The organism is Aporhodopirellula sallentina SM41 (assembly GCF_000346505.1).
Classification (GTDB): domain Bacteria; phylum Planctomycetota; class Planctomycetia; order Pirellulales; family Pirellulaceae; genus Rhodopirellula; species Rhodopirellula sallentina.
Window position 1 is genome coordinate 1 of the sequence record NZ_ANOH01000386.1, and the last position, 18,561, is coordinate 18,561.

Annotated in this window: 17 protein-coding genes; 7 read left to right on the forward strand and 10 right to left on the reverse strand. The window is 57.2% G+C overall.

Going from position 1 to position 18,561, the window contains the following annotated elements; all coding sequences use genetic code 11:
• Nucleotides 1–97: 97 nt before the first annotated feature.
• The 5 genes from RSSM_RS34990 to RSSM_RS33375 all read right to left on the reverse strand — a co-directional run bounded on the left by RSSM_RS34990 (nt 98) and on the right by RSSM_RS33375 (nt 6,026).
• Nucleotides 98–310 (reverse strand): class I SAM-dependent methyltransferase, encoded by a 213-nt coding sequence (locus RSSM_RS34990; RefSeq protein WP_390174069.1) that lies wholly within the window; start codon nt 308–310, stop codon nt 98–100.
• Between the two features lie 451 nt (nt 311–761).
• The gene (locus RSSM_RS25005) at nt 762–2,246 is read right to left on the reverse strand and encodes a sulfatase (protein WP_236621371.1); all 1,485 of its coding nucleotides are present in this window, start codon (nt 2,244–2,246) and stop codon (nt 762–764) included.
• Between the two features lie 794 nt (nt 2,247–3,040).
• Complete coding sequence (locus RSSM_RS25010) at nt 3,041–4,000, reverse strand: phytanoyl-CoA dioxygenase family protein (protein ID WP_008686486.1); 960 nt, start codon at nt 3,998–4,000, stop codon at nt 3,041–3,043.
• A gap of 342 nt (nt 4,001–4,342) precedes the next feature.
• Nucleotides 4,343–5,659, reverse strand: a complete 1,317-nt coding sequence (locus RSSM_RS25015) for a citrate synthase (RefSeq protein ID WP_008686487.1) — start codon at nt 5,657–5,659, stop codon at nt 4,343–4,345.
• 46 nt (nt 5,660–5,705) lie between these two features.
• The gene (locus tag RSSM_RS33375; RefSeq protein WP_144060100.1) at nt 5,706–6,026 is read right to left on the reverse strand and encodes a hypothetical protein; all 321 of its coding nucleotides are present in this window, start codon (nt 6,024–6,026) and stop codon (nt 5,706–5,708) included.
• 35 nt (nt 6,027–6,061) lie between these two features.
• On the opposite strand from RSSM_RS33375, the gene RSSM_RS25020 reads away from it, so the two are divergent.
• The 4 genes from RSSM_RS25020 (at nt 6,062) to sdhB (ending at nt 11,387) form a co-directional block, all read left to right on the forward strand.
• Entirely contained in the window at nt 6,062–6,952 is an 891-nt protein-coding gene (locus RSSM_RS25020) for a response regulator transcription factor (protein ID WP_044303614.1), read from the forward strand.
• 333 nt (nt 6,953–7,285) lie between these two features.
• A complete protein-coding gene (locus RSSM_RS25025) occupies nt 7,286–8,251 on the forward strand; it encodes a succinate dehydrogenase cytochrome b558 subunit (RefSeq protein ID WP_008686490.1) in 966 nt (321 codons plus the stop codon).
• Nucleotides 8,252–8,415: 164 nt separating this feature from the next.
• Nucleotides 8,416–10,422 carry a succinate dehydrogenase flavoprotein subunit gene (gene sdhA, locus RSSM_RS25030; protein WP_008686491.1) on the forward strand — a complete coding sequence of 669 codons (2,007 nt, stop codon included), beginning with the start codon at nt 8,416–8,418 and terminating at the stop codon, nt 10,420–10,422.
• A gap of 110 nt (nt 10,423–10,532) precedes the next feature.
• Nucleotides 10,533–11,387, forward strand: a complete 855-nt coding sequence (gene sdhB, locus RSSM_RS25035; RefSeq protein ID WP_008686492.1) for a succinate dehydrogenase iron-sulfur subunit — start codon at nt 10,533–10,535, stop codon at nt 11,385–11,387.
• Nucleotides 11,388–11,900: 513 nt separating this feature from the next.
• Here sdhB and RSSM_RS25040 read toward each other — a convergent pair.
• A complete protein-coding gene (locus RSSM_RS25040) occupies nt 11,901–12,512 on the reverse strand; it encodes a hypothetical protein (RefSeq protein ID WP_008686493.1) in 612 nt (203 codons plus the stop codon).
• Between the two features lie 501 nt (nt 12,513–13,013).
• Here RSSM_RS25040 and RSSM_RS25045 point away from each other — a divergent pair.
• Both RSSM_RS25045 and RSSM_RS25050 read left to right on the forward strand, forming a co-directional pair.
• Nucleotides 13,014–13,343 carry a hypothetical protein gene (locus tag RSSM_RS25045; protein WP_144060101.1) on the forward strand — a complete coding sequence of 110 codons (330 nt, stop codon included), beginning with the start codon at nt 13,014–13,016 and terminating at the stop codon, nt 13,341–13,343.
• 70 nt (nt 13,344–13,413) lie between these two features.
• Nucleotides 13,414–13,734, forward strand: coding sequence for a hypothetical protein (locus tag RSSM_RS25050; RefSeq protein WP_008686495.1), 321 nt, complete (start codon nt 13,414–13,416; stop codon nt 13,732–13,734).
• Here the strand turns inward: RSSM_RS25050 and RSSM_RS32730 are convergent.
• The gene (locus RSSM_RS32730) at nt 13,708–14,160 is read right to left on the reverse strand and encodes a PilZ domain-containing protein (RefSeq protein ID WP_144060102.1); all 453 of its coding nucleotides are present in this window, start codon (nt 14,158–14,160) and stop codon (nt 13,708–13,710) included. The genes RSSM_RS25050 and RSSM_RS32730 overlap by 27 nt on opposite strands.
• Nucleotides 14,121–15,074: an HD-GYP domain-containing protein gene (locus RSSM_RS25060; RefSeq protein WP_008686498.1), complete on the reverse strand. Its 954-nt coding sequence runs from the start codon at nt 15,072–15,074 to the stop codon at nt 14,121–14,123. Before RSSM_RS25060 ends, RSSM_RS32730 begins: the two co-directional genes overlap by 40 nt.
• A 379-nt stretch (nt 15,075–15,453) precedes the next feature.
• Between RSSM_RS25060 and RSSM_RS25065 the strand changes: the two genes are divergently transcribed.
• Nucleotides 15,454–16,653, forward strand: a complete 1,200-nt coding sequence (locus RSSM_RS25065) for a glycosyltransferase family protein (RefSeq protein ID WP_008686502.1) — start codon at nt 15,454–15,456, stop codon at nt 16,651–16,653.
• A 141-nt stretch (nt 16,654–16,794) separates the two neighbouring features.
• Here the strand turns inward: RSSM_RS25065 and pgsW are convergent, their stop codons facing one another.
• Nucleotides 16,795–18,081, reverse strand: a complete 1,287-nt coding sequence (gene pgsW, locus RSSM_RS25070; RefSeq protein WP_173403179.1) for a poly-gamma-glutamate system protein — start codon at nt 18,079–18,081, stop codon at nt 16,795–16,797.
• A gap of 83 nt (nt 18,082–18,164) precedes the next feature.
• On the reverse strand, nt 18,165–18,561 hold a 397-nt coding region (gene pgsC, locus RSSM_RS25075), incomplete at its 5' end, for a poly-gamma-glutamate biosynthesis protein PgsC (protein WP_052336117.1).

Here is an 18,561-nt window from a genome sequence, read left to right on the forward strand (position 1 = left end):
ACAAAAGACGGGACTGCAAGGGCCGTGCTTGTATGTACCGTGAAAGCCACCGCTCGCGCGCACCTTCGGTTTGAGGGAAACTCTGGTGCACCACGATCTACGGTGCTTGTGGCTTGAGCCGCTGACGAATGGCGGGCAACATCTGTTTTCGCTCCTCCAAGCCTGCAAAATGCATGGCCAAAATGCACGTGGCGGCATCAAACGGCCCCTCCGGCGCAACATCGACCTTGCCCTCGTGTAGCCTGACTCGCGAGGCAAGCGGCTCCAGCGTTTGCTCGGCAAGTTGCAGCATTGCCGGGGACGGGTCCACGCCATCAAATTTCCAGCTCGGTTCCGTTTAGCTTTGAGGGAAATGCCTTTCCTGTTGAGGCGTTGGTGGCAATCGGTGCTCAGCGGCGGTGGTCGCTTTGCTCGAGCGCCGGCTAATTGTTAGAACGGTTTTGGCGTAGAGAAGCTTGGGGGTGGTAGGCAACTTGTTAGAGATCCGTCTTAGAGATTCTGGTGCATGAGGATCTTTAACAAGATCCACTACCGCCTACCCGGAGACTGGACTGCGTTGGTACGAACCGTGAGCTCGCTCGGCCGGTTTGCTAGATTCGGAATGCCGACAACAGGTTTGCGCCAGGCGTCAGGGAAAGGAGTCGAAGAGCGAATGGTTGGCTCGAAAGCATTCGCGAACGCCGCGACGAACAATCCCATCGCTGCCACGAAAACTCTCGGCAGGACAAACATGGATCGTTTCACAGCGACTCAATGTTGTATCACGACGTTGTTTTCTTTCGGCGGTTCCTCTTCTGTTTCTGCCGTGCCTTTGCTGGCTCGGTTGCAGCAGGAGAAACGTATTCGGGGTTCGGTTGCGTCGGCCGGGGAGCACCGAGTTGCTCTCGCCACTGAGTCAGCATCGCATGGAGCTGCGATGCTTTCTCCGGGAAGGAGGCGGCGAGATTTTGACGCTCACCGGTGCCCGCTTCGAGATCGTAGAGCTCGATCCGACCGTCTTCAAAATATTCGTGTAGTTTCCATTTGCCCAATCGCATCGCCGATCCGGGCCGGGTGCGAAACAGCGGGTCGTGAGAGTCGTCTCCCACGCCCGCGTAGGATTGCAGATACACGGGAAAGTGCCAATAAAGAGCCCGCTGGGGCAAGCCACCGCTCTGCGTGAGCACAGGCAATAAACTAGTTCCGTCGAGTTGTTTTCCCTCTGGCAAACTCACGCCGGCTGCCTCGAGGAATGTCGGAAAAAGATCGATACCGATCACGGGCACGTCGCAGGCGGAACCGGCGGCAACCTTTCCCGGCCAACGCACGACCATCGGCACGCGGATACCGCCTTCGAAGTAAGAACCCTTCCCAGAACGATAAGGATCCTGAGCCGAGATGTCGCGGATGCCGCCATTGTCAGAGCCAAACAGCACCAGCGTGTTTTCGGCCAATCCGAGATTGTCTAACTCCGTCAGGATTTTGCCGATTCCCTGATCCATCTTTTCGATCATCGACGCGTAGGCTGCATGCACCCCGTCGACTCCCTGGTACTTCTCCACCAAACCGGGAACGGGCTGCAATTTCGTATGCACGCTGTAGTACGCCATGTGCATGAAAAACGGATGCGATTGCTGCTCACGCATGAAACGAATCGCTTGGTCCGAAAAGATATCCACCCGGTGCGTTCCGGCGGGATATTGATCGCTGAAACGTCGCATCGGGCCGCGGTCAAACGGCGAAAAATAACCGCCCCCGGAAGGCCCGCCCGACGTGTCACCGCCGATATTGACGTCGAATCCCTGTTTCGTGGGGTCCGGGCCGAGATGCCATTTGCCGAGATGAATCGTTCGATAGCCCGCGTCCTTCAACGCGCCCGCGATGGTCAGATTGTCCGGTGCGAGAAGCTGGGTGTTGGGGGTTGGAATCAACTTGCGGTCTTGCGATTTGCCTCGCTGCGAACTTCCGACGGTGTAGACGCCGTGCCTCGGCCCGTATTGCCCGCTCAACACACACGCACGACTCGGGGCACAATTGGCCGCCGGCGCGTACGCGTTGGTAAACAACATCCCGTCGGCACGCAACCGATCGAGATTCGGAGTGCGGTAGCGTTCGCTTTGAAACCCAACATCCATCACACCGAGGTCATCGGCGTTGATGTAGATGATGTTGGGCCGCGTCGCCTCTGCGGCTTCCGCAGCTACAGTGCAGCAGACTGACGTCGTAAACAGGACGACCACGAGCCATCGATAGAGGAAGCGTTTCATTCGCATAGTTGATCGGTTCTTTCGTTGCATGCCGGAGCTGATTCGTCTCATGTTTGGAACCTCTGCCGAGATCACACCAACCGGTCGGCGCCATTCTGGCATGACGCAGACTTCCTCAGGGGCGGGTTACTGTTTCTTTTTGGTGAACGGGAACTGATCGCTCGGCGTGTGTGCTTCCGCGATCAGCCTACGAAACTCGGCGACCTTCTCAGGATACGCTCGCACGATGTGATCTTAATACGTTCGCACGACGGTTGACTCGACAAACTCGGTGAATCAATTCGCGACTGCAAGATTCGTCGACGTTGGTTCGTGTCATGCGAGGTAAAGGCCCACCGACAGAAAAACTCTCTCGGATCGGTGCGGACGGAAGAGGTTCTCAGACCATGCACCTGCCCCAACCTTACCCGGAAACGACTCCCCGTGCCGCCTCGTCAAGAGCCCCGACCGGTCATCCGACGCAACTTGGTTGCCAGACAGACCGTAGTGGATCTTGTTAAAGATCCTGCTTGTTGCCCACAAGTCCGGCGGTGGTCGCCTTGCTCGACCGCCGGCTAATTGGCAGAACGGTTTCGGCGTAGAGAAACTTGTGGGTAGCAGGCAGCTTGCTGGAGATCGTTGCTAGAGATTCTTGTGCATGAGGATCTTTAACAAGATCCACTACCGGAGAAGCGAGCTGAGATAGACTGCTGGAGCAATTTGCGATGCAAGGTTGTCGGCGTGGTCGGCGAACTGGGTTGAGTCCAGGGCACCGGAATCGGGTGACATCGGGCTATGTCGTTTTTAATAACGCGTTAGCTGCGTAGTTTTTCTTTGGTCAACCGCGACAGAAACGCGAGCTTGCTCGTGTTTTGTGCTTCCTGGCCGCTGAGTCGACGTTCTCGCACCTGCTTTAGGTGCAAGTCAATCTCGGAGGCGCGGACGGAGCTGCCGTCGGCGTTGTCAAAACACTGGAACACGGGTTCGAACAGATACCGTGCGTTGAGCATCATCAGCATCTTCGCCAACCCACCTTTTGCGAGCGATGCGCGAGGCACCTGCGTTTCGCTGTTGATGTATCGGATCGAAGCGGCCACCCGACGCGTTGACGAATCTTGCGTTCGGTGGATCAAGTCACCTCGCAACAACAGCAGATCGCCGGGACGCAGTTCGGGAGTTTCTTCGATTTCGGCGGGGTCAAAATCCAGCGTACCGACTTTGCCACCACGGTTGTCGTCTTTGACCACCCACTTGCTGCCCGATGGTAGGACACGGGTCGCGCCACGGCCAAGCAGTTTGTCATGAATCTCCGGCGCACGTTCGTGTAACCGATCCAACGGCACCACGGTCAAATTGGATTTCTCGACGACCGGTTTGACCACCGGCATGTAAAAATTCAGATAATTTTTGACATCGAACCACATCCAGTAGTTTTCGTGGTCTTGGTGCCAAGGAAATGCCTGCGCCCCCTTTCGTGGACTGCTCAGCGTCGCCTTCTCCGAGACGGTCGAGAAATAAACGCCGTCATTGAGACAGTCAACTTTGACGCTGGACTGGGCCGCGACCTGCTCATTGACGTGACGAAACTTAGGTTCGAGGCGGTCCATTGCGGAGGCCGAGAGGCGACGAACGCTGTAGTTGGAGTTCACTTCGAGTGCTGCGGACTCGAAGTCTTGCTTCAGCATTTCGACTTCGCTCTGATCCAGAAAATCGCGGATCAGCAAGAAACCTCGGGAATCCATATCCGAGTATGAAACCGAATCTTCTTCACTCATCTAAGCACTTCGAACTCTATCGGGGGCGGGAACAGGCGTCCCCCCAGAATAGATACCGTGCGGCATTCTGTCACGAGATTTCTACGTCAAAACGGGCAAACCCGAACCGCGGATTTCACTCGCACCGGCACGATCGCTACGTTTGCCAACCGCCCGCAGCGGGCTAGTCAATCAACATCCCGCAGAAACGGGCCCGCTAGTGGTGCGTCACGATCAAGAATGAGGCTCAACGGCGTAGCAAAAGCCGCCAAGACTTTCGGTGATTCGCGAGCCCTCGCGAAACTCTTGGTGAGTTTCGCGACTCGAGAACGAGGCTTTGACGAACAGCTAGCCGGGGCTCCTCTATCGCGATTCCAGCGGAGTGACTTCGCGTTCGGTGCAACCGGTGTAGATTTGCCGCGGGCGGTTGATCCGGAATGCCGGGCTGCTGTGCATCTCACGCCAGTGAGCGATCCAACCGGGAAGACGTCCGATCGCGAAGAGAACCGTGAACATCTGGACCGGGATCCCGAGGGCTCGGTAGATCACGCCGGAGTAGAAGTCGACGTTGGGATAGAGTTTACGTTCGATGAAGTATTCGTCCTTCAACGCAACTTCTTCGAGCTGCTGAGCGACTTCGAACAACGGGTCGTCGAGGTTGAGTTTCGCGAGCAGTTTATCGCAGCACGCTCGGATGATCGTCGCTCGTGGGTCGAAGTTTTTGTAGACGCGGTGTCCGAATCCCATCAGTCGGAATTGGTTGTCCTTGTCCTTCGCCATGTCGACGTACTTCTTGACGTTTCCGCCGTCGAGTGCGATTTGTTCGAGCATGTTCACGCAGGCTTCGTTCGCACCACCGTGGAGCGGTCCCCACAGGGCGCTGATGCCGGCGGAAATCGACGCGAACAGGTTCGCGTTACTGCTGCCGACCATGCGGACGGTCGACGTGCTGCAGTTTTGCTCGTGATCGGCGTGGACGATCAGCAGCAGGTTCAACGCCTCGGCGAAATCCGGGTCCATGTAATATTCCGACGCGGGCGTCGCGAACATCATGTGCAAGAAGTTCTCAGTGTAGCTGAGGCTGTTCTTGGGATACATGAACGGTTGGCCGATCGACTTCTTGTAACTGTATGCCGCGATCGTTGGCAATTTGGCGAGCAGTCGGTAGATCGAAATTTCGACTTGCCGGCGGTCGCTCAGGTCGAGCGAGTCTTGATAGAACGTCGACAACGCACCGACCACACTGCTGAGGATCGCCATCGGGTGTGCGTCACGAGGGAAACCGTTGTAGAACGCTTTCATGTCTTCGTGAATCATCGTGTGTTCACGAATTCCCGCGCGGAAGGTTTCGATTTCGCGAGAGTTCGGCAGTTCGCCGTAGATCAACAGGAAAGCCGTTTCGATGAAGTCGCAATTCGCGGCAAGTTGTTCGATCGGATAGCCGCGATAACGAAGGACTCCTTTCTCGCCGTCGAGAAACGTGATCGCGCTGCGTGTGCTGCCGGTGTTGACAAAACCTTCGTCGAGGGTGATCGCACCGGTGGTCGCCCGCAGGCGGCTGACGTCGAGAGCACGCTCGCCCTCGGTGCCTTCGACCAAAGGCAATTCGCAGCTCTGATCACCTAGCTGAACGCGAACGGTGTCGATTTGCTCAATATCCAAACTTGAAGAGGGCTTCATAGGTGACGCGATTCGTGTGAGTCAGAGAGGGCAAACAGATCGTGCGTTATTTGGGCGGTGGGGACTCCCTTAACAACGTTGCCGTAGTGTAGCCCTGAGTCAGGTCATCGACAATCAGCGTGACGGCATTCAAAATCGGATCCATGGATTTCCCGAGGCCTGAGACGCGTTCTCTCCCGGCACCTTTTCGGCGACGCTCGCCATAAAATGCGGCCTCAGTAAAGCGACTCGCCCAAACGGCTATGATTTCGTTGCGGCATCGATTCACGCAGGAATGCTCGGGAGCGATCGGGGCCACAACGATGCGAACTCGCAGGGGCGTTCGCTCGCCTTCCCGGATTGCCCGCGGGGCAGGATCGGCGTTCAATACTCGGGTCGCCAACAACCAACAGGATTTTCCCAGTGCGTGCACACATCATGGTGGTCGAGGACGAACAACACCTCGGCGTCGGCATTAAATACAACTTAGAGGCGGAGGGTTATCGTGTTTCGTTGGTCGAAGACGGTCCGGCCGCGTTGAAACTGATCGATCACTCGCCGCAGAGTATCGACCTGGTCATTCTCGATCTGATGCTGCCGGGCATGAGCGGCTACACCGTTTGCCAGCGCATCCGCGAGGCGGGGCTCGGCCTGCCGGTGTTGATGCTGTCCGCACGAACACTTCCGGAAGACCGGACCCGCGGATTCGACGTCGGCGCGAATCAGTACATGAACAAACCGTTCGAACTCGATGAGATGCTCAGCCGGGTGAAGAACCTGTTGCTCACCTCGCAACACGCCTCGATGAGCGGGCAAGCCAGCAATGCAGGGAATCGATCCGGTGCGTCACACTCGCCGGCACCGATGCAGACGCAAAAAGTCGACGCGATCGAGTTCGGCCAAGTCTCGGTCGACTTCCGGACTCACCAAGTCCGCGTGGCGGGCAAACCGGTTCGCATGACGCCGAAAGAACTTCGGTTGCTGAAGTACTTCGTCGAGAACCCCGAACGCGTGATCAGCCGCTCGGAATTGCTGGTACATGTCTGGGAGGTTTCGGGCAACATGCAAACCCGTGCTGTCGACCAGTTCATTGCCCGGCTCCGAAAGATGATCGAGCCATCGCCGGCCGAACCGGTGCACTTGTTAACGCTGCGTGACGCGGGATACCGGTTCGTGTTGCAACCAGAATGCGAAGACGCGATTGAAAACGCCGCCGATCCAGACGCGACTGGCAAAAACACCGCAACCGAAATCGCGGCCGACGTCGCCACCGATGTCACGACCGACACCGCCACGAATGAAGACGACGAGTGAACGTTCACCCGATGAGTGATTGGTGTGCGGCGAGTAATGGGCACCCTGCGAGTAATTGGATGGCCCGCCCAATACAACGGGCCCAATACAACCGGCCCCGTACAATCCGCCCATTCAACCGAAGCCGCCTCATCGAACCCCGACTGCGTGATCGAAATGGGTCCGCGTGACGATCGACGTCGAACGCGTGCGGCAGATCGTCACGCAGTGCTGTCGTGCGTTGACGGTAGGCATTTTCGCAAATCAGAATCCCTAGGCCCTCGCGGGTAAAAACCTTACACTGCCACTCGCCGACGTTTCAGCAAATCTCCTCCAAGCACCCGATAGACGTCCGTGTCCGAACTCACTCGCTCGCAATCGTTTTTTATCCGCCACGAATTCGCGATCCGGCGGCTGCACTCGCTCTTGGGCATTGTGCCACTGGGCCTTTACATGTGCATCCACCTAACGACGAATGCCAGCCTGCTCAACGGAACCGAAACGTTCCAACGGGCGGTGTACTACATTCACTCGCTCGGTGCCGCATTGCCGTTGGTCGAATGGGGTGGCATCTTCTTGCCGCTGCTGTTCCACGCAATCCTCGGCGTTTGGATTATCAAGACGGGTAAATCCAACCTCGGCAGCTACAAATTCACCGGAAACAAACGTTACACCTGGCAACGCTGGACCGGCCTGATCGCGTTCGTGTTCCTGATGCTCCACGTCCTGCACCTTCATGGTTGGTTCCACTTCGGGCCATGGCTCGCCGTGATGAAACCGCTCGGGTTCGCCAACTTCTACCCCTACAACGCTGCTTCCTCGCTGGCGATGGCGATGGACGATTGGGCCTGGGGTTTGTTCTGGCCTGCGTTTTACCTGATCGGTGTTTGGGCGACGGTTTTTCACTTGGCCAATGGGCTGTGGACCGCAGGGATCACGTGGGGGCTTTGGATCTCCCCTTCCGCTCAAGAACGAGCCACGAAAGTTTGTGTGGCGTTCGGCGTGCTTTTGACGGTTATCGGTACTGCGGCCTGGTGGGCAGCAGTTGCTCCCGGCCCGGAAGAGATCGCCCAAGCCCGCGAGACTGAAAACGAAATGTACGAAGCGGCCCTGAAGACCGGGCTCGTTTATGACATGCCCGAGAAACGATACGAAGGCGAAGAAGCGATCGCCGACGAAGAAGAATCCGGCGAAATCGACGCGATCATCATAGAAGAAACCGTCATCATCGAAACCGAAGGCACAGACGCCGGCGCCGACGAGACCGACAGTGGCGGTGACGACTCGGACGAGACCGCCGACGCGGATTCGGACGAATAGCCGCCCGACACTGAATAACCCGCTTCGCCTTTTTGACACAAAGACGAACGAAACCCATTTGCTTTTCACATATCAATCGTCCCCCCCGGCACACTGCCGGGTGAGACACTGAATACTTTTCCTAACCGGTTACGAATTCCACCCGGACACGAAGGTTTTTCAACATGGCAGCGTCCACTCAACCCGCCCGCGTCGTCGTTATCGGTGGCGGTCTCGCCGGACTCGCTTCGGCAATGAAGCTCGCCGAACTTGGCTCGAAGGTTGACCTGATCAGCCTCACTCCTGTCAAACGTTCTCACAGCGTTTGTGCCCAGGGCGGCATCAACAGTTGCAACGACCAAACGCGTCAACTCGGTGACGACGAGTGGAAACACCTCGACGATACCGTCTACGGTGGCGACTTCCTGAACCACCAACCGCCGGTCAAGGAAATGGCCTTCTGGGCGCCGAAGGTGATCGAACTGATGGACCGCCTCGGCGTTCCTTTCAACCGCACCGGGGAAGGCTTCATCGATCGCCGACGATTTGGCGGTACGCTCTACAAACGAACCGCATTCGCGGGGGCGACCACCGGTCAACAGTTGCTTTACGCACTCGACGAACAGGTCCGTCGCCAGGAAGCTGCCGGTGCGATCGAGAAATACGAGTTCTGGGATTTCCTAGGTGTCATCCAAGACGAAACCGGGCGTTGCCGCGGTGCGGTCGCCCAGAACATGAACACGATGGAAATTCGCTCGTTCCCCGCCGACGCCGTTGTCGTCGCGACCGGCGGATGCGGCCTGATCTACGGCCGCAGCACGATGAGCGTGTTCTGCACCGGTAGCGCCGCGAGCCGTTGCTTCCAAGTCGGTGCGAAGTACGCCAACGCAGAATTCATTCAGGTTCACCCGACCGCGATCCCGGGTGCGGACAAACTGCGTCTGATGAGCGAATCGGCTCGTGGTGAGGGTGGCCGCGTTTGGGTGCCACGCACGCCGCAAGACCCACGTTCGCCACGCGATATCCCAGAAGCCGACCGGTATTACTTCCTCGAGGAACGTTACCCCGAGTACGGTAACCTCGTGCCGCGTGACATTGCGACTCGCGAGATTTTCGACATCTGCGTCAACGAAGGACTCAGCGTCGAAGACGACCGAATGTGCGTGTACCTCGATTTGACTCACATCGAGCGGTCGGAATTGGACCGGAAACTCGGCGGGATTCTCGAAATTTACGAGAAGTTCCAGGGCGTCGACCCTCGCGACGAGCCGATGAAGATTTTCCCCGCAGTGCACTACAGCATGGGCGGTTTGTGGGCGGACTACGTCAAGAGCGCCGACGGAGGCCTCGAACCCGGTGCCCCCCGCAACCACATGACCAGCATCGAAGGGTTGTACGCGATCGGCGAATGCGACTACCACTACCACGGTGCCAATCGTCTCGGGGCGAACTCGTTACTTTCGTGCATTTTTACCGGTTTGTTTACCGGGACGTCGATCGTCAACTACGCCGCCTCGCAAAAGTCCGGTGCAGCGGACGTCCCGCAGTCACTGCTCGACGCAGCGGTCAAGGCTCAACAAGATCGCCACGACCACCTGCTCAACGGCAACAAAGACAGCGACGAAAACCCATACCTGATTCACCAAGAACTCGGCGACATCATGACTCGCGCCGCGACGGTGGTTCGCAAAAACGACCAACTCCGCGAAGCGATCGAGAAGGTCGACGAACTGCACGAACGGGCGATGCGTGTGAACCTGGCCGACACGGGAACGTGGACCAACCAAAACGTCATCTTCGCGAAGGCGTTGCAGGACATGTTCCCGCTCGCCAAGGCGCTGCTTCGCGGTGCATTGCAACGTGACGAATGCCGCGGTGCTCACTTCAAACCCGAATTCATCAAACCGCCTTTGACATCCGACGATCCCGTCGAACGTCGACGTCAAGCCGAAGCATGGTGTGACGCGTTTGAAGCGAACAATGAGAAGTACCTCAAGAGCACGGTCGCGACTTGGAACAGTGCCACCAATCAACCTGAACTCACCTACGAACCGGTCGACACCTCATTGATCCCGCCGCGGCCAAGGCTGTACGGGCTCGTCGGTGCCGAAGCGATCGAAGAGGTTTGGAACGAACGTGCCGCCGCCAAAGCCGGTCAATCCGAATCGACTCAACCTGCTGGTTCGCACTGAGTCGATGACCACATCGGGTGAGTCGATTGACTCACCCGAAACGATTTATTGAACCCTTTATCAACGCTCGAATCTTCTTCCTTTCCGCCGCTAGCGAGTCCTGAATTCCGATGATCGCCCTGGAACCTTCAGTCAAGAATCGCCCTGAATTCATCAATGTCCGTGTTCGCCGCCAAGACGGCCCCGGCGAGAAACCGTACTGGGAACTCCACAAGGTCAAGTACGAGCGGGAGATGAACGTGATCAGCGTCCTGCAGCGGATCGCGGCACAAGCGACCACCGTGGACGGCAAAAAAGTCACCCCGGTGGCCTGGGATTGCGGATGTCTCGAAGAAGTCTGCGGCGCCTGCACGATGGTCATCAACGGACGGGTACGCCAAAGCTGCAGTGCGTTGGTAGATCGCCTGTTCGAAGAAAACTCGGACGAGATCGTGCTCGAGCCGATGACGAAGTTCCCCGTGCTGCGTGACCTGATGGTCGACCGCAGTCGGCTGTTCGAGGCACTCGAACGCGTCGAAGGATGGGTGCCGGTCGACAGCTACTACAACCTCGGTCCGGGCGAACGGATTCCTCGCGAAGATCAGGAACGCAACTACCCGCTCAGCCAGTGCATGAGCTGCGGTTGCTGCCTCGAAGCTTGCCCGCAATACACCAAGATCGAATTGACTCGCGAGGAAGGCGAAAGCGACGAGGCCTTCGAAGCACGCAAGAAAGCGGCATACGACGAAGGCTTCATCGGCCCGCACGCGATCTCGCAAGCGATGCTGTTCAACAACCATCCGACCGGCAAGGCTCTCGCCGCCGAACGCCTCGAAGCCTTGATCGGCCCCGGCGGTATCTCGGCTTGCGGTAACGCACAAAACTGCGTCGCTGTTTGCCCGAAAGAAATCCCACTGACCACGTCCATCGCACGTGCCGGCCGAGCCACCACGTTGCACGCGATCAAGAAGTGGTTCGACCGCTAGAGTTGCGTCACGATCAAGAATGAGAACTCAAGGGCGTAGCGAAAGTCGCCAAGACTTTCGGTGATTCACGAGCGTTCCCGAAACTCTCGGCGGGCTGTTGATTTATTCGTTTAACGGCAATACCGTTCAATTTTCGTTTAACCCGTGCCCGAAGGGTAGGTTGTGTTCCGTCAAGCGTCGCCTACGGCTACCGGTTAAACGAAAGCAGGTTGACTCTTGATTAAACCGACAATCCGTCGGCGAGTTTCGCTACCTAAGAACAGGCCTGGACGCCGCCTAGTATCCCAACGCAACTGTATCCCAACGCAACTGTATCCCAACGCAACTGTATCCCAACGCAACTGTATCCCAACGCAACTGTATCCCAACGCAACTTGGCTTAACGCTAGGTCGTAGTGGATCTTGTAAAGATCCTCTTGCAGCGGGATCTTTAACAAGATCCACTATCAAAGAAGAGGGCTTTGTATAGCTCGATGAGGTTGCCCCGCGCACTTTTGCCACCAGAACGTTGGCTCACGAGCCGATGAACACGGCGGCAATTGCTACGCCGATAAACGCGACGAAGATAATCAGCACGACCCAGACCAGCTTCGACGTCTGATACTTGATATCCGGCGTGGCTTCGATCACACGTTGGTAGCTCGGGTCGAAGATCGCTTGTCCTTTCTGTGAAAGCAGCAGATAGAGAAAGTAGCCGTTGATCAGTGTTCCGACGGGGAAGGAAAGCAAGCCGATCACGCTGACGATACAGGTCACGATTCTTGCGATCGGATTGAGCCGGCGGATAGCTACGCCGAGCCAGATCCAAAGACCTCCAAATACGGCGAGGGCTCCGCCGAAGATCAGCATCCACATGGCATCTGGCCCGCCCGCGGTCACGCTACCGACCGTCAAACCAATGCCGGCAAGAAGCATGATCGCACCGCTGAGCCAATGCAGCAAACCGATTGACTTGACCGATGCTTCGTGAGCGATGTGGTACTGCCGGTAGGCCCGCACGTCATCTGCCGCCGGTTCGGCGAGCGTCTCGTCGACTTGGGTGGATGGTGCGAACGGATTGAAAGATTCAGCTTCGTGCTCTTCGGCGCGATAACCGTACGGTTGTCCGGAACTGCTCGGTTCCATGATGCCCCTCTTGGTGCTTTGCCAATGATCGTGTTGCGTTGCCATTAAAACGACGCCCCCCAAACGATAACCCCGGCACGATCGCTTTGCTACTCCAGAGGGTGCAACGGCTGGCACCTGCGGGTACTGCCCTCGCCGCAGCACCCCGAGCGGCGGCTCAAATTGGCTTGCGATCTGGTATGCTCTGGCCATGGAGTGATTCGCGCCGACCTCTAGTACTTCACGTCAACTTGTTTTTCGGGTAGCGGACAAGGCGACGAGTCCTTGATGCGCTAGTCACGCAAGGAGATTCCTTGCGTCATTCACTACAATTCCACCCGAAAACCACGCTGCAGTGGAATACTAGGTTTTGACGTCTCTGGATGAGTGCATTTGTCCTCGGAGTCAGGCCGAGCCACCTGTAAAAACGCAACCGAAGCAAACTCGCAACTCCCCGGTCCAATGACTGCACCGAAAACTTTCGACACTTGCCTTCCGTCGCCGGTTGATAGAATCGATCCGATGGACGTCACCGCTCTATGCCGAAACTACCTGCGAATTTTTGACGCGATTCCGACAGAGGTTCCGTGGAGCGTGGTGGCGTTGGAACGTCACGTGATGGTTGTCGACGCCCGGGACGAGTCGACGAGCGTCATCATGGAGGCGGTAGCGTCGCGGTTTGGCGAGATCCTCGCGACCGAATCGGTCACTTCTACGCGGTGTGACGGCGGCCCGCTGCTGGGGTGCCTGTTAAACGTTGCCGGTAATGCCGATGACGCAGCCGGGAGGCTCCGTGCGGCCTATTGGCAGGCCACCGAACCTGCATCCGACGGCGAAAACCAACCCTTTTGACCAAACGTGTCCACCGGGTCACCCATACTGACAGTGTTCTAACTGTCTTTCGCAAAAGGGGGCCCTTTTCATGAATCGTTCCTTTATCACCTATCACCGCCGCAACAAAGAACTCCACACGAGCAAGCTCAACGGATTCCCGTTTGTCTCGTTCGGAGTTCCCGTCGGACAAGTCAACGGCGCGACTTGCTTCGAGAGCGTGACCATCACCATTGGCGGCAAACGCGAACGCGTGGTCACCGCAAATGACTTTGGCGGACCGGTTTCGATCCGCGTGGAAACCAAAGGCCAGACGCCGCAGTGGTTCGGCCTCGCGTCTAAAATGCCGGTTCGCACAGGCGACGAATCCCGGCCTCGAAAGGAATCATACCTTCAGGAAATTTCCGCCTGAGATGAATGCACTCCGGTGCGGATCATGGCGGTGCAGCAATTCAAAACCGGTATCGAAGCAGGTCTTCGTTTCTCGGTGGCAACGAACAACACGCAGTTCCAACCAGAACGTTGGCAGAACCAATCGCACGCGTTCTTCAGGAAAGAGTTGAAAGGGTGTCACAACTCCACACGCGTCTTTGGAAAAGTCCTTCGTGTAGACACCGAAGAAATACTTCCTCCTCGCAATCGACGGCAACGGTTGGTCGATCGCCATCAAGCCTTTCAACCGAACGATTCGCCGTTGCTTGCCACGACGTTCCGGATCGAGATTAGTGACGACGCCCGTCTCACTGAAGAACTCGTCCCACGCGGAGGGCAACTCGATCTCCCAATCGATCGAACGGATTAGGTTGGCATAGTGGTTTGGATAATCGAAATCCAACATTTCACCATCTCCGGATCGAGTGCATCGCCGCTTTGACGCTCAAGCAACTCGATCGCTTGGGAACGCGGCATGGGTTTGCGATAAGGGCGTTGGCTAGTGACCGCTTCATAGATGTCGACAACGGCGCACAGCTTTGCCCATGGGTGTATCTCATCCGCGGTGCATCCGACCGGATACCCACCGCCATCGCAACGCTCATGATGCTGATAAACCATCATTAGCTGCGCCTCGGTCAGGTCCGAGCGTTCGGCAACCTGTCGGAAACCGGTCAGCGGATGCTTCTGAATGGCTCGGAATTCGCTTTCGTCCAAACGCCCAGGCTTGGTCAGAATTGCGTCGGGAATTTGGAGCTTGCCGAGGTCGTGCAACAACCCACCGGCGATGACCAATTCAACGTCCGCCGGCGTGAACCCTAGATTCGTCGCCAGCATCCCGGCGTAGTACGCGACGTTCGCACTGTGGGTGAAGGTTGCGTAATCGTGATTGAGCACCCGGAAAAGGTCGCCGGCGGCAAAGTCTTCGCGCGTCACGAGACTCGCGGCTATGCCACTGAGTTCGGCAGCCGCATCAACGGTACTGTCAGTGTCTCTACCTTTGAAGTTTGTGGCCAAGACATCCAACACGACCTCATTTAGCGCCGCCGAACGTTGCTCGTTGGTCGCGGAATCATCATCGCCCGATGCCAACTCGCGAAGGTACTCTTGGTACTGTGCCCGAGACTCGCGTTCAATATAGAGTTGGTTGACCCCGCGCGATTTCAACCGGTTGAGGTCCTCCGACGCCATCGGATAATTCGCACCCCGGAACAGCTGCGCTCGATCCGAATTGTCGACACGACAATACAGATCCGCACCCACTGCTGAGCTGGTCGAGAGCGTCGAAACGCTAATCGCGATAAGGTCGGTGACGAACATGGAGCGGAAATCGTGTTGAAAAACGATCCTGACTAAAAGTGAATGTGCAAGGATAGGATACAGAAAATCACCGCATCACTTCCTGCGACAATATTTCACTATTTCGAATGCGAACCTGCCGCCCCCTCTACTGGGACGAAGGCATTGAAATCTACATCATGCCAAACGTCACGCTTCAAAAAAGTTGCTGAAATTTGTGCGCAATCACGACTGCCAGCATCGGAAAAATCCTCGTCATCGGATCACCGCTTGGGGAAAGGCAGGTACCGTTGCGATGCTCGGGGTGCGGCCAAACACGTCGCCAACACAACCGGGGCGGCACTTCCGTTACCATTGGCACTGCCAAGATCAACTCTTCTGGATAAGGAACCCTTCATTCATGCCTGATTTTTACCAACACGATGTAATCACAACGATCCACGACCTCCGCAGCGCCAGCCTCGATCACCTCGAAGACATGCTGCGGGAATCAACTCAGAAACAAAAAATCGGCTTGGTACTGCCGGTCACCGCCTCGGACATGCGAGCGGAACCGTTCGCGAAGATCGTCAACGAACTCGAACAGGCCGACTACATCGGGTCGATCGTCGTCAGTCTCGGCGTTGCCCCGGATCAGTCCGACTACGACGAAACCTGCCAGAAGATTGCACCGCTGGGCGATCGCGCCAAAGTGCTGTGGACCGACGGTCCGGCGGTGCAATCTCTGTACAACGAACTAATCGACGCTGACATCCCGCTTTCGACACCAGGCAAAGGACGCAGCGTCTGGACGGCGTTTGGCTATCTGCTCGACGACCCTAACGTCGAAACATTTGTCCTGCACGATTGCGACATCGTCGACTACAACCGGCAGATGCTCGCTCGACTCTGCCTGCCGATGGTACACCCGAGTTTGGATTACGAGTTCTGCAAAGCCTATTACGCGCGGGTCACCGATCGCATGCACGGCCGGGTTGTACGGCTACTGGTCGCGCCACTGCTGCGTGCATTGATGCAGTGCTTCCCCGAGAATCAGTTCGTACGCTTCCTCGGCAACTTCCGCTATCCGCTCGCCGGTGAGTTTTCTCTGACTCGTAATCTCGCACGCACCAACCGCGTCGCCAGCGACTGGGGACTCGAGGTCGGAACGCTCGCGGAGGTTTATCGCAACACCTCGCTCAAACGGGTTTGCCAAGTCGACTTGGCATGCCTGTACGAGCACAAACACCAAGAGATGTCGATCACCGATTCGCAGCGTGGGCTGATGAAGATGGCGCTTGACATTCTGACCACGATCTACCGCACGTTGGCGAGCCAGGGGATCGTGCTGAGCCACTCGACATTCGTCACGTTGCGTGCGTCCTTCCTGCGAATCGCGCAAGATTGCATTCGGCAATACGCCGCCGATGCACGCGTGAATTCACTCAATTACAACAGGCACGATGAAGAGGCGGCGATCGAAGCCTTTGCACGCTGTGTCACCCAGGCAGGCGAAACATTCGCAAACGACCCGAGCGGGAACCCCGCGATCCCGAACTGGACCCGAATCCGGGCCGCGTTCCCGGACTTCCCAAGACGCCTACGCGACAGCGTCTGCTAGAGCGTTTTCAAAGAAGACGTCGCCGATGTCGCCAGACTTCGGCAGTCTGAATTTACGGTAGTGGATCTTGTGAAAGATCCACTACCGCCTACTACGACAGAGAACTGACACAGACAACCGCGACGAGAAATCCCGTTTCGGTCACACCATCAACTGCGGTTGGGACTTGGCATCATCGCCAAACCAACCGCGTTTCTTTCCGGCGTCGACCAAGCGAGCAGGCGGACGCACGACCAGCAACGTCGACAGCATGATGAAGACGATGCCCGCCACCGCGAGAGGTCGCCGCATGTCTGCGATCACGTAAACGCCACCTTCACCGGGACGGATGATTTCGGTCGACGCAACGGGCAACCCATATTGGTTAGCCAACTTCACCGCGTTGATCATGTTGATCACCGGCACGCCGGATGCCAAAAAGCGAGTGGCCACGCAATCGTTCGCTTTTCCTGCATCCGCTGGGTCGCTCGCACCACTCTTCGTCGCGGCGGTTGTGGAAGATGTCGCCGCAGCGATCGGGTTCAAACCCAATAGGTTACGCGGATGGAATGATGACATCGGGTGAATCACGCCTTCGCCGAGAGCATCGTTGCCCTCGGTACCCCCGACCGACGCGTCACCACCACCAACGTTGATGTACGCGGCAAACATTTCGTCTTCGACGGCCTGTGAATAAACCATCATCCGCCGCTCGATCGCGTCGTCATCGCTCTCGCTGTCCATCAGCGGCAGACCGCTTCGCTCGATCGATGCTTCGAGGATCTTCCGAGTGTCATCACTCATGCCGGCCGCGCGGTCTTCGAAACCACCGCGGGAAACCATTTCACTGCGGTGATTGATGATGCCCTGTTCATAGAGCAGCTTTTCCATGTCAGGCCACATCATATCCGGCGAGTTGGCACCGAATTGGCTCGACGCGGCGCTGCTGATAATGACCGGACGCAGGTCCATCGCCTCGGCGGCGCAGTACACCGCGATGTTGAGTGCCGGGAACGAACCGGTACACCCGATCGCAATCCGGTCGCCGGGACGAACGCCCGCATCGATCAGTAACCGCATCGCAACGGCGGCGAAGTTCGGGTTGACGCTAGTCAACTTTGCCTCGAGGTGCCCAGGCAGACTGGTCACCATTGACATCGAAGGCCCGACCATGCCGGTATCCGCTGGGTCGTGGATATCGAGCATGGCATGACCGAGCACCACACGTTGGCAATGGATCGCATCGAACGCGTCTTCAGCACGCTCCGATGCGGTCAGCATGCGGTCCTCGAGATCGGGCACCTGCATCGCCTTTCCAGCTAGGCTTTCTAGCTTGGTCCAACGACTCGGCATGTTGCGAAGTGCGATCACCACCGTGATGGACAGCGCGGCGAGAAACAAAAGAGACGCCGAAGAGATTTTCTGCGGCCGGTAGTACAGTTTTTTCATGTTTGGAAGCTTGTGCTTTTCAATCAACCGTCAAACGATTTTGACCAACCGCACTCTGGTCATATGAGCGCCACCGAGCAACCTCACGCTAAACGCGTGACCCCAATCGCAACCAACGTCAGATGCACCAACGCGGTGGCGATCACCAACGGCGACAGGGTTTGCACCACGCCGCTGCGAGCAATCCAGAGGGCAACGAGCCCAGGGATCACAAAACCGATCACGGTCATGTTTTGCATCCACCCCATCGATCCGGCAGGATCCATTGCGACACCGCCGTTGAGCGCCAGACTCACGCCCGGCCAAACCATTTCCAAAATCGCACGGAGGGTTGCGGCAACCGCAAAGCCGAACACCATCGTCAACACCACTCGTCGACGACCGAACAGGATCGCGTATCGATCCACTTCGTGAACCAACCACGCGGTGAGCAATGCCGCAACGATCGTGGCGACCACCGTTAAAGGTTGATCAAACGAA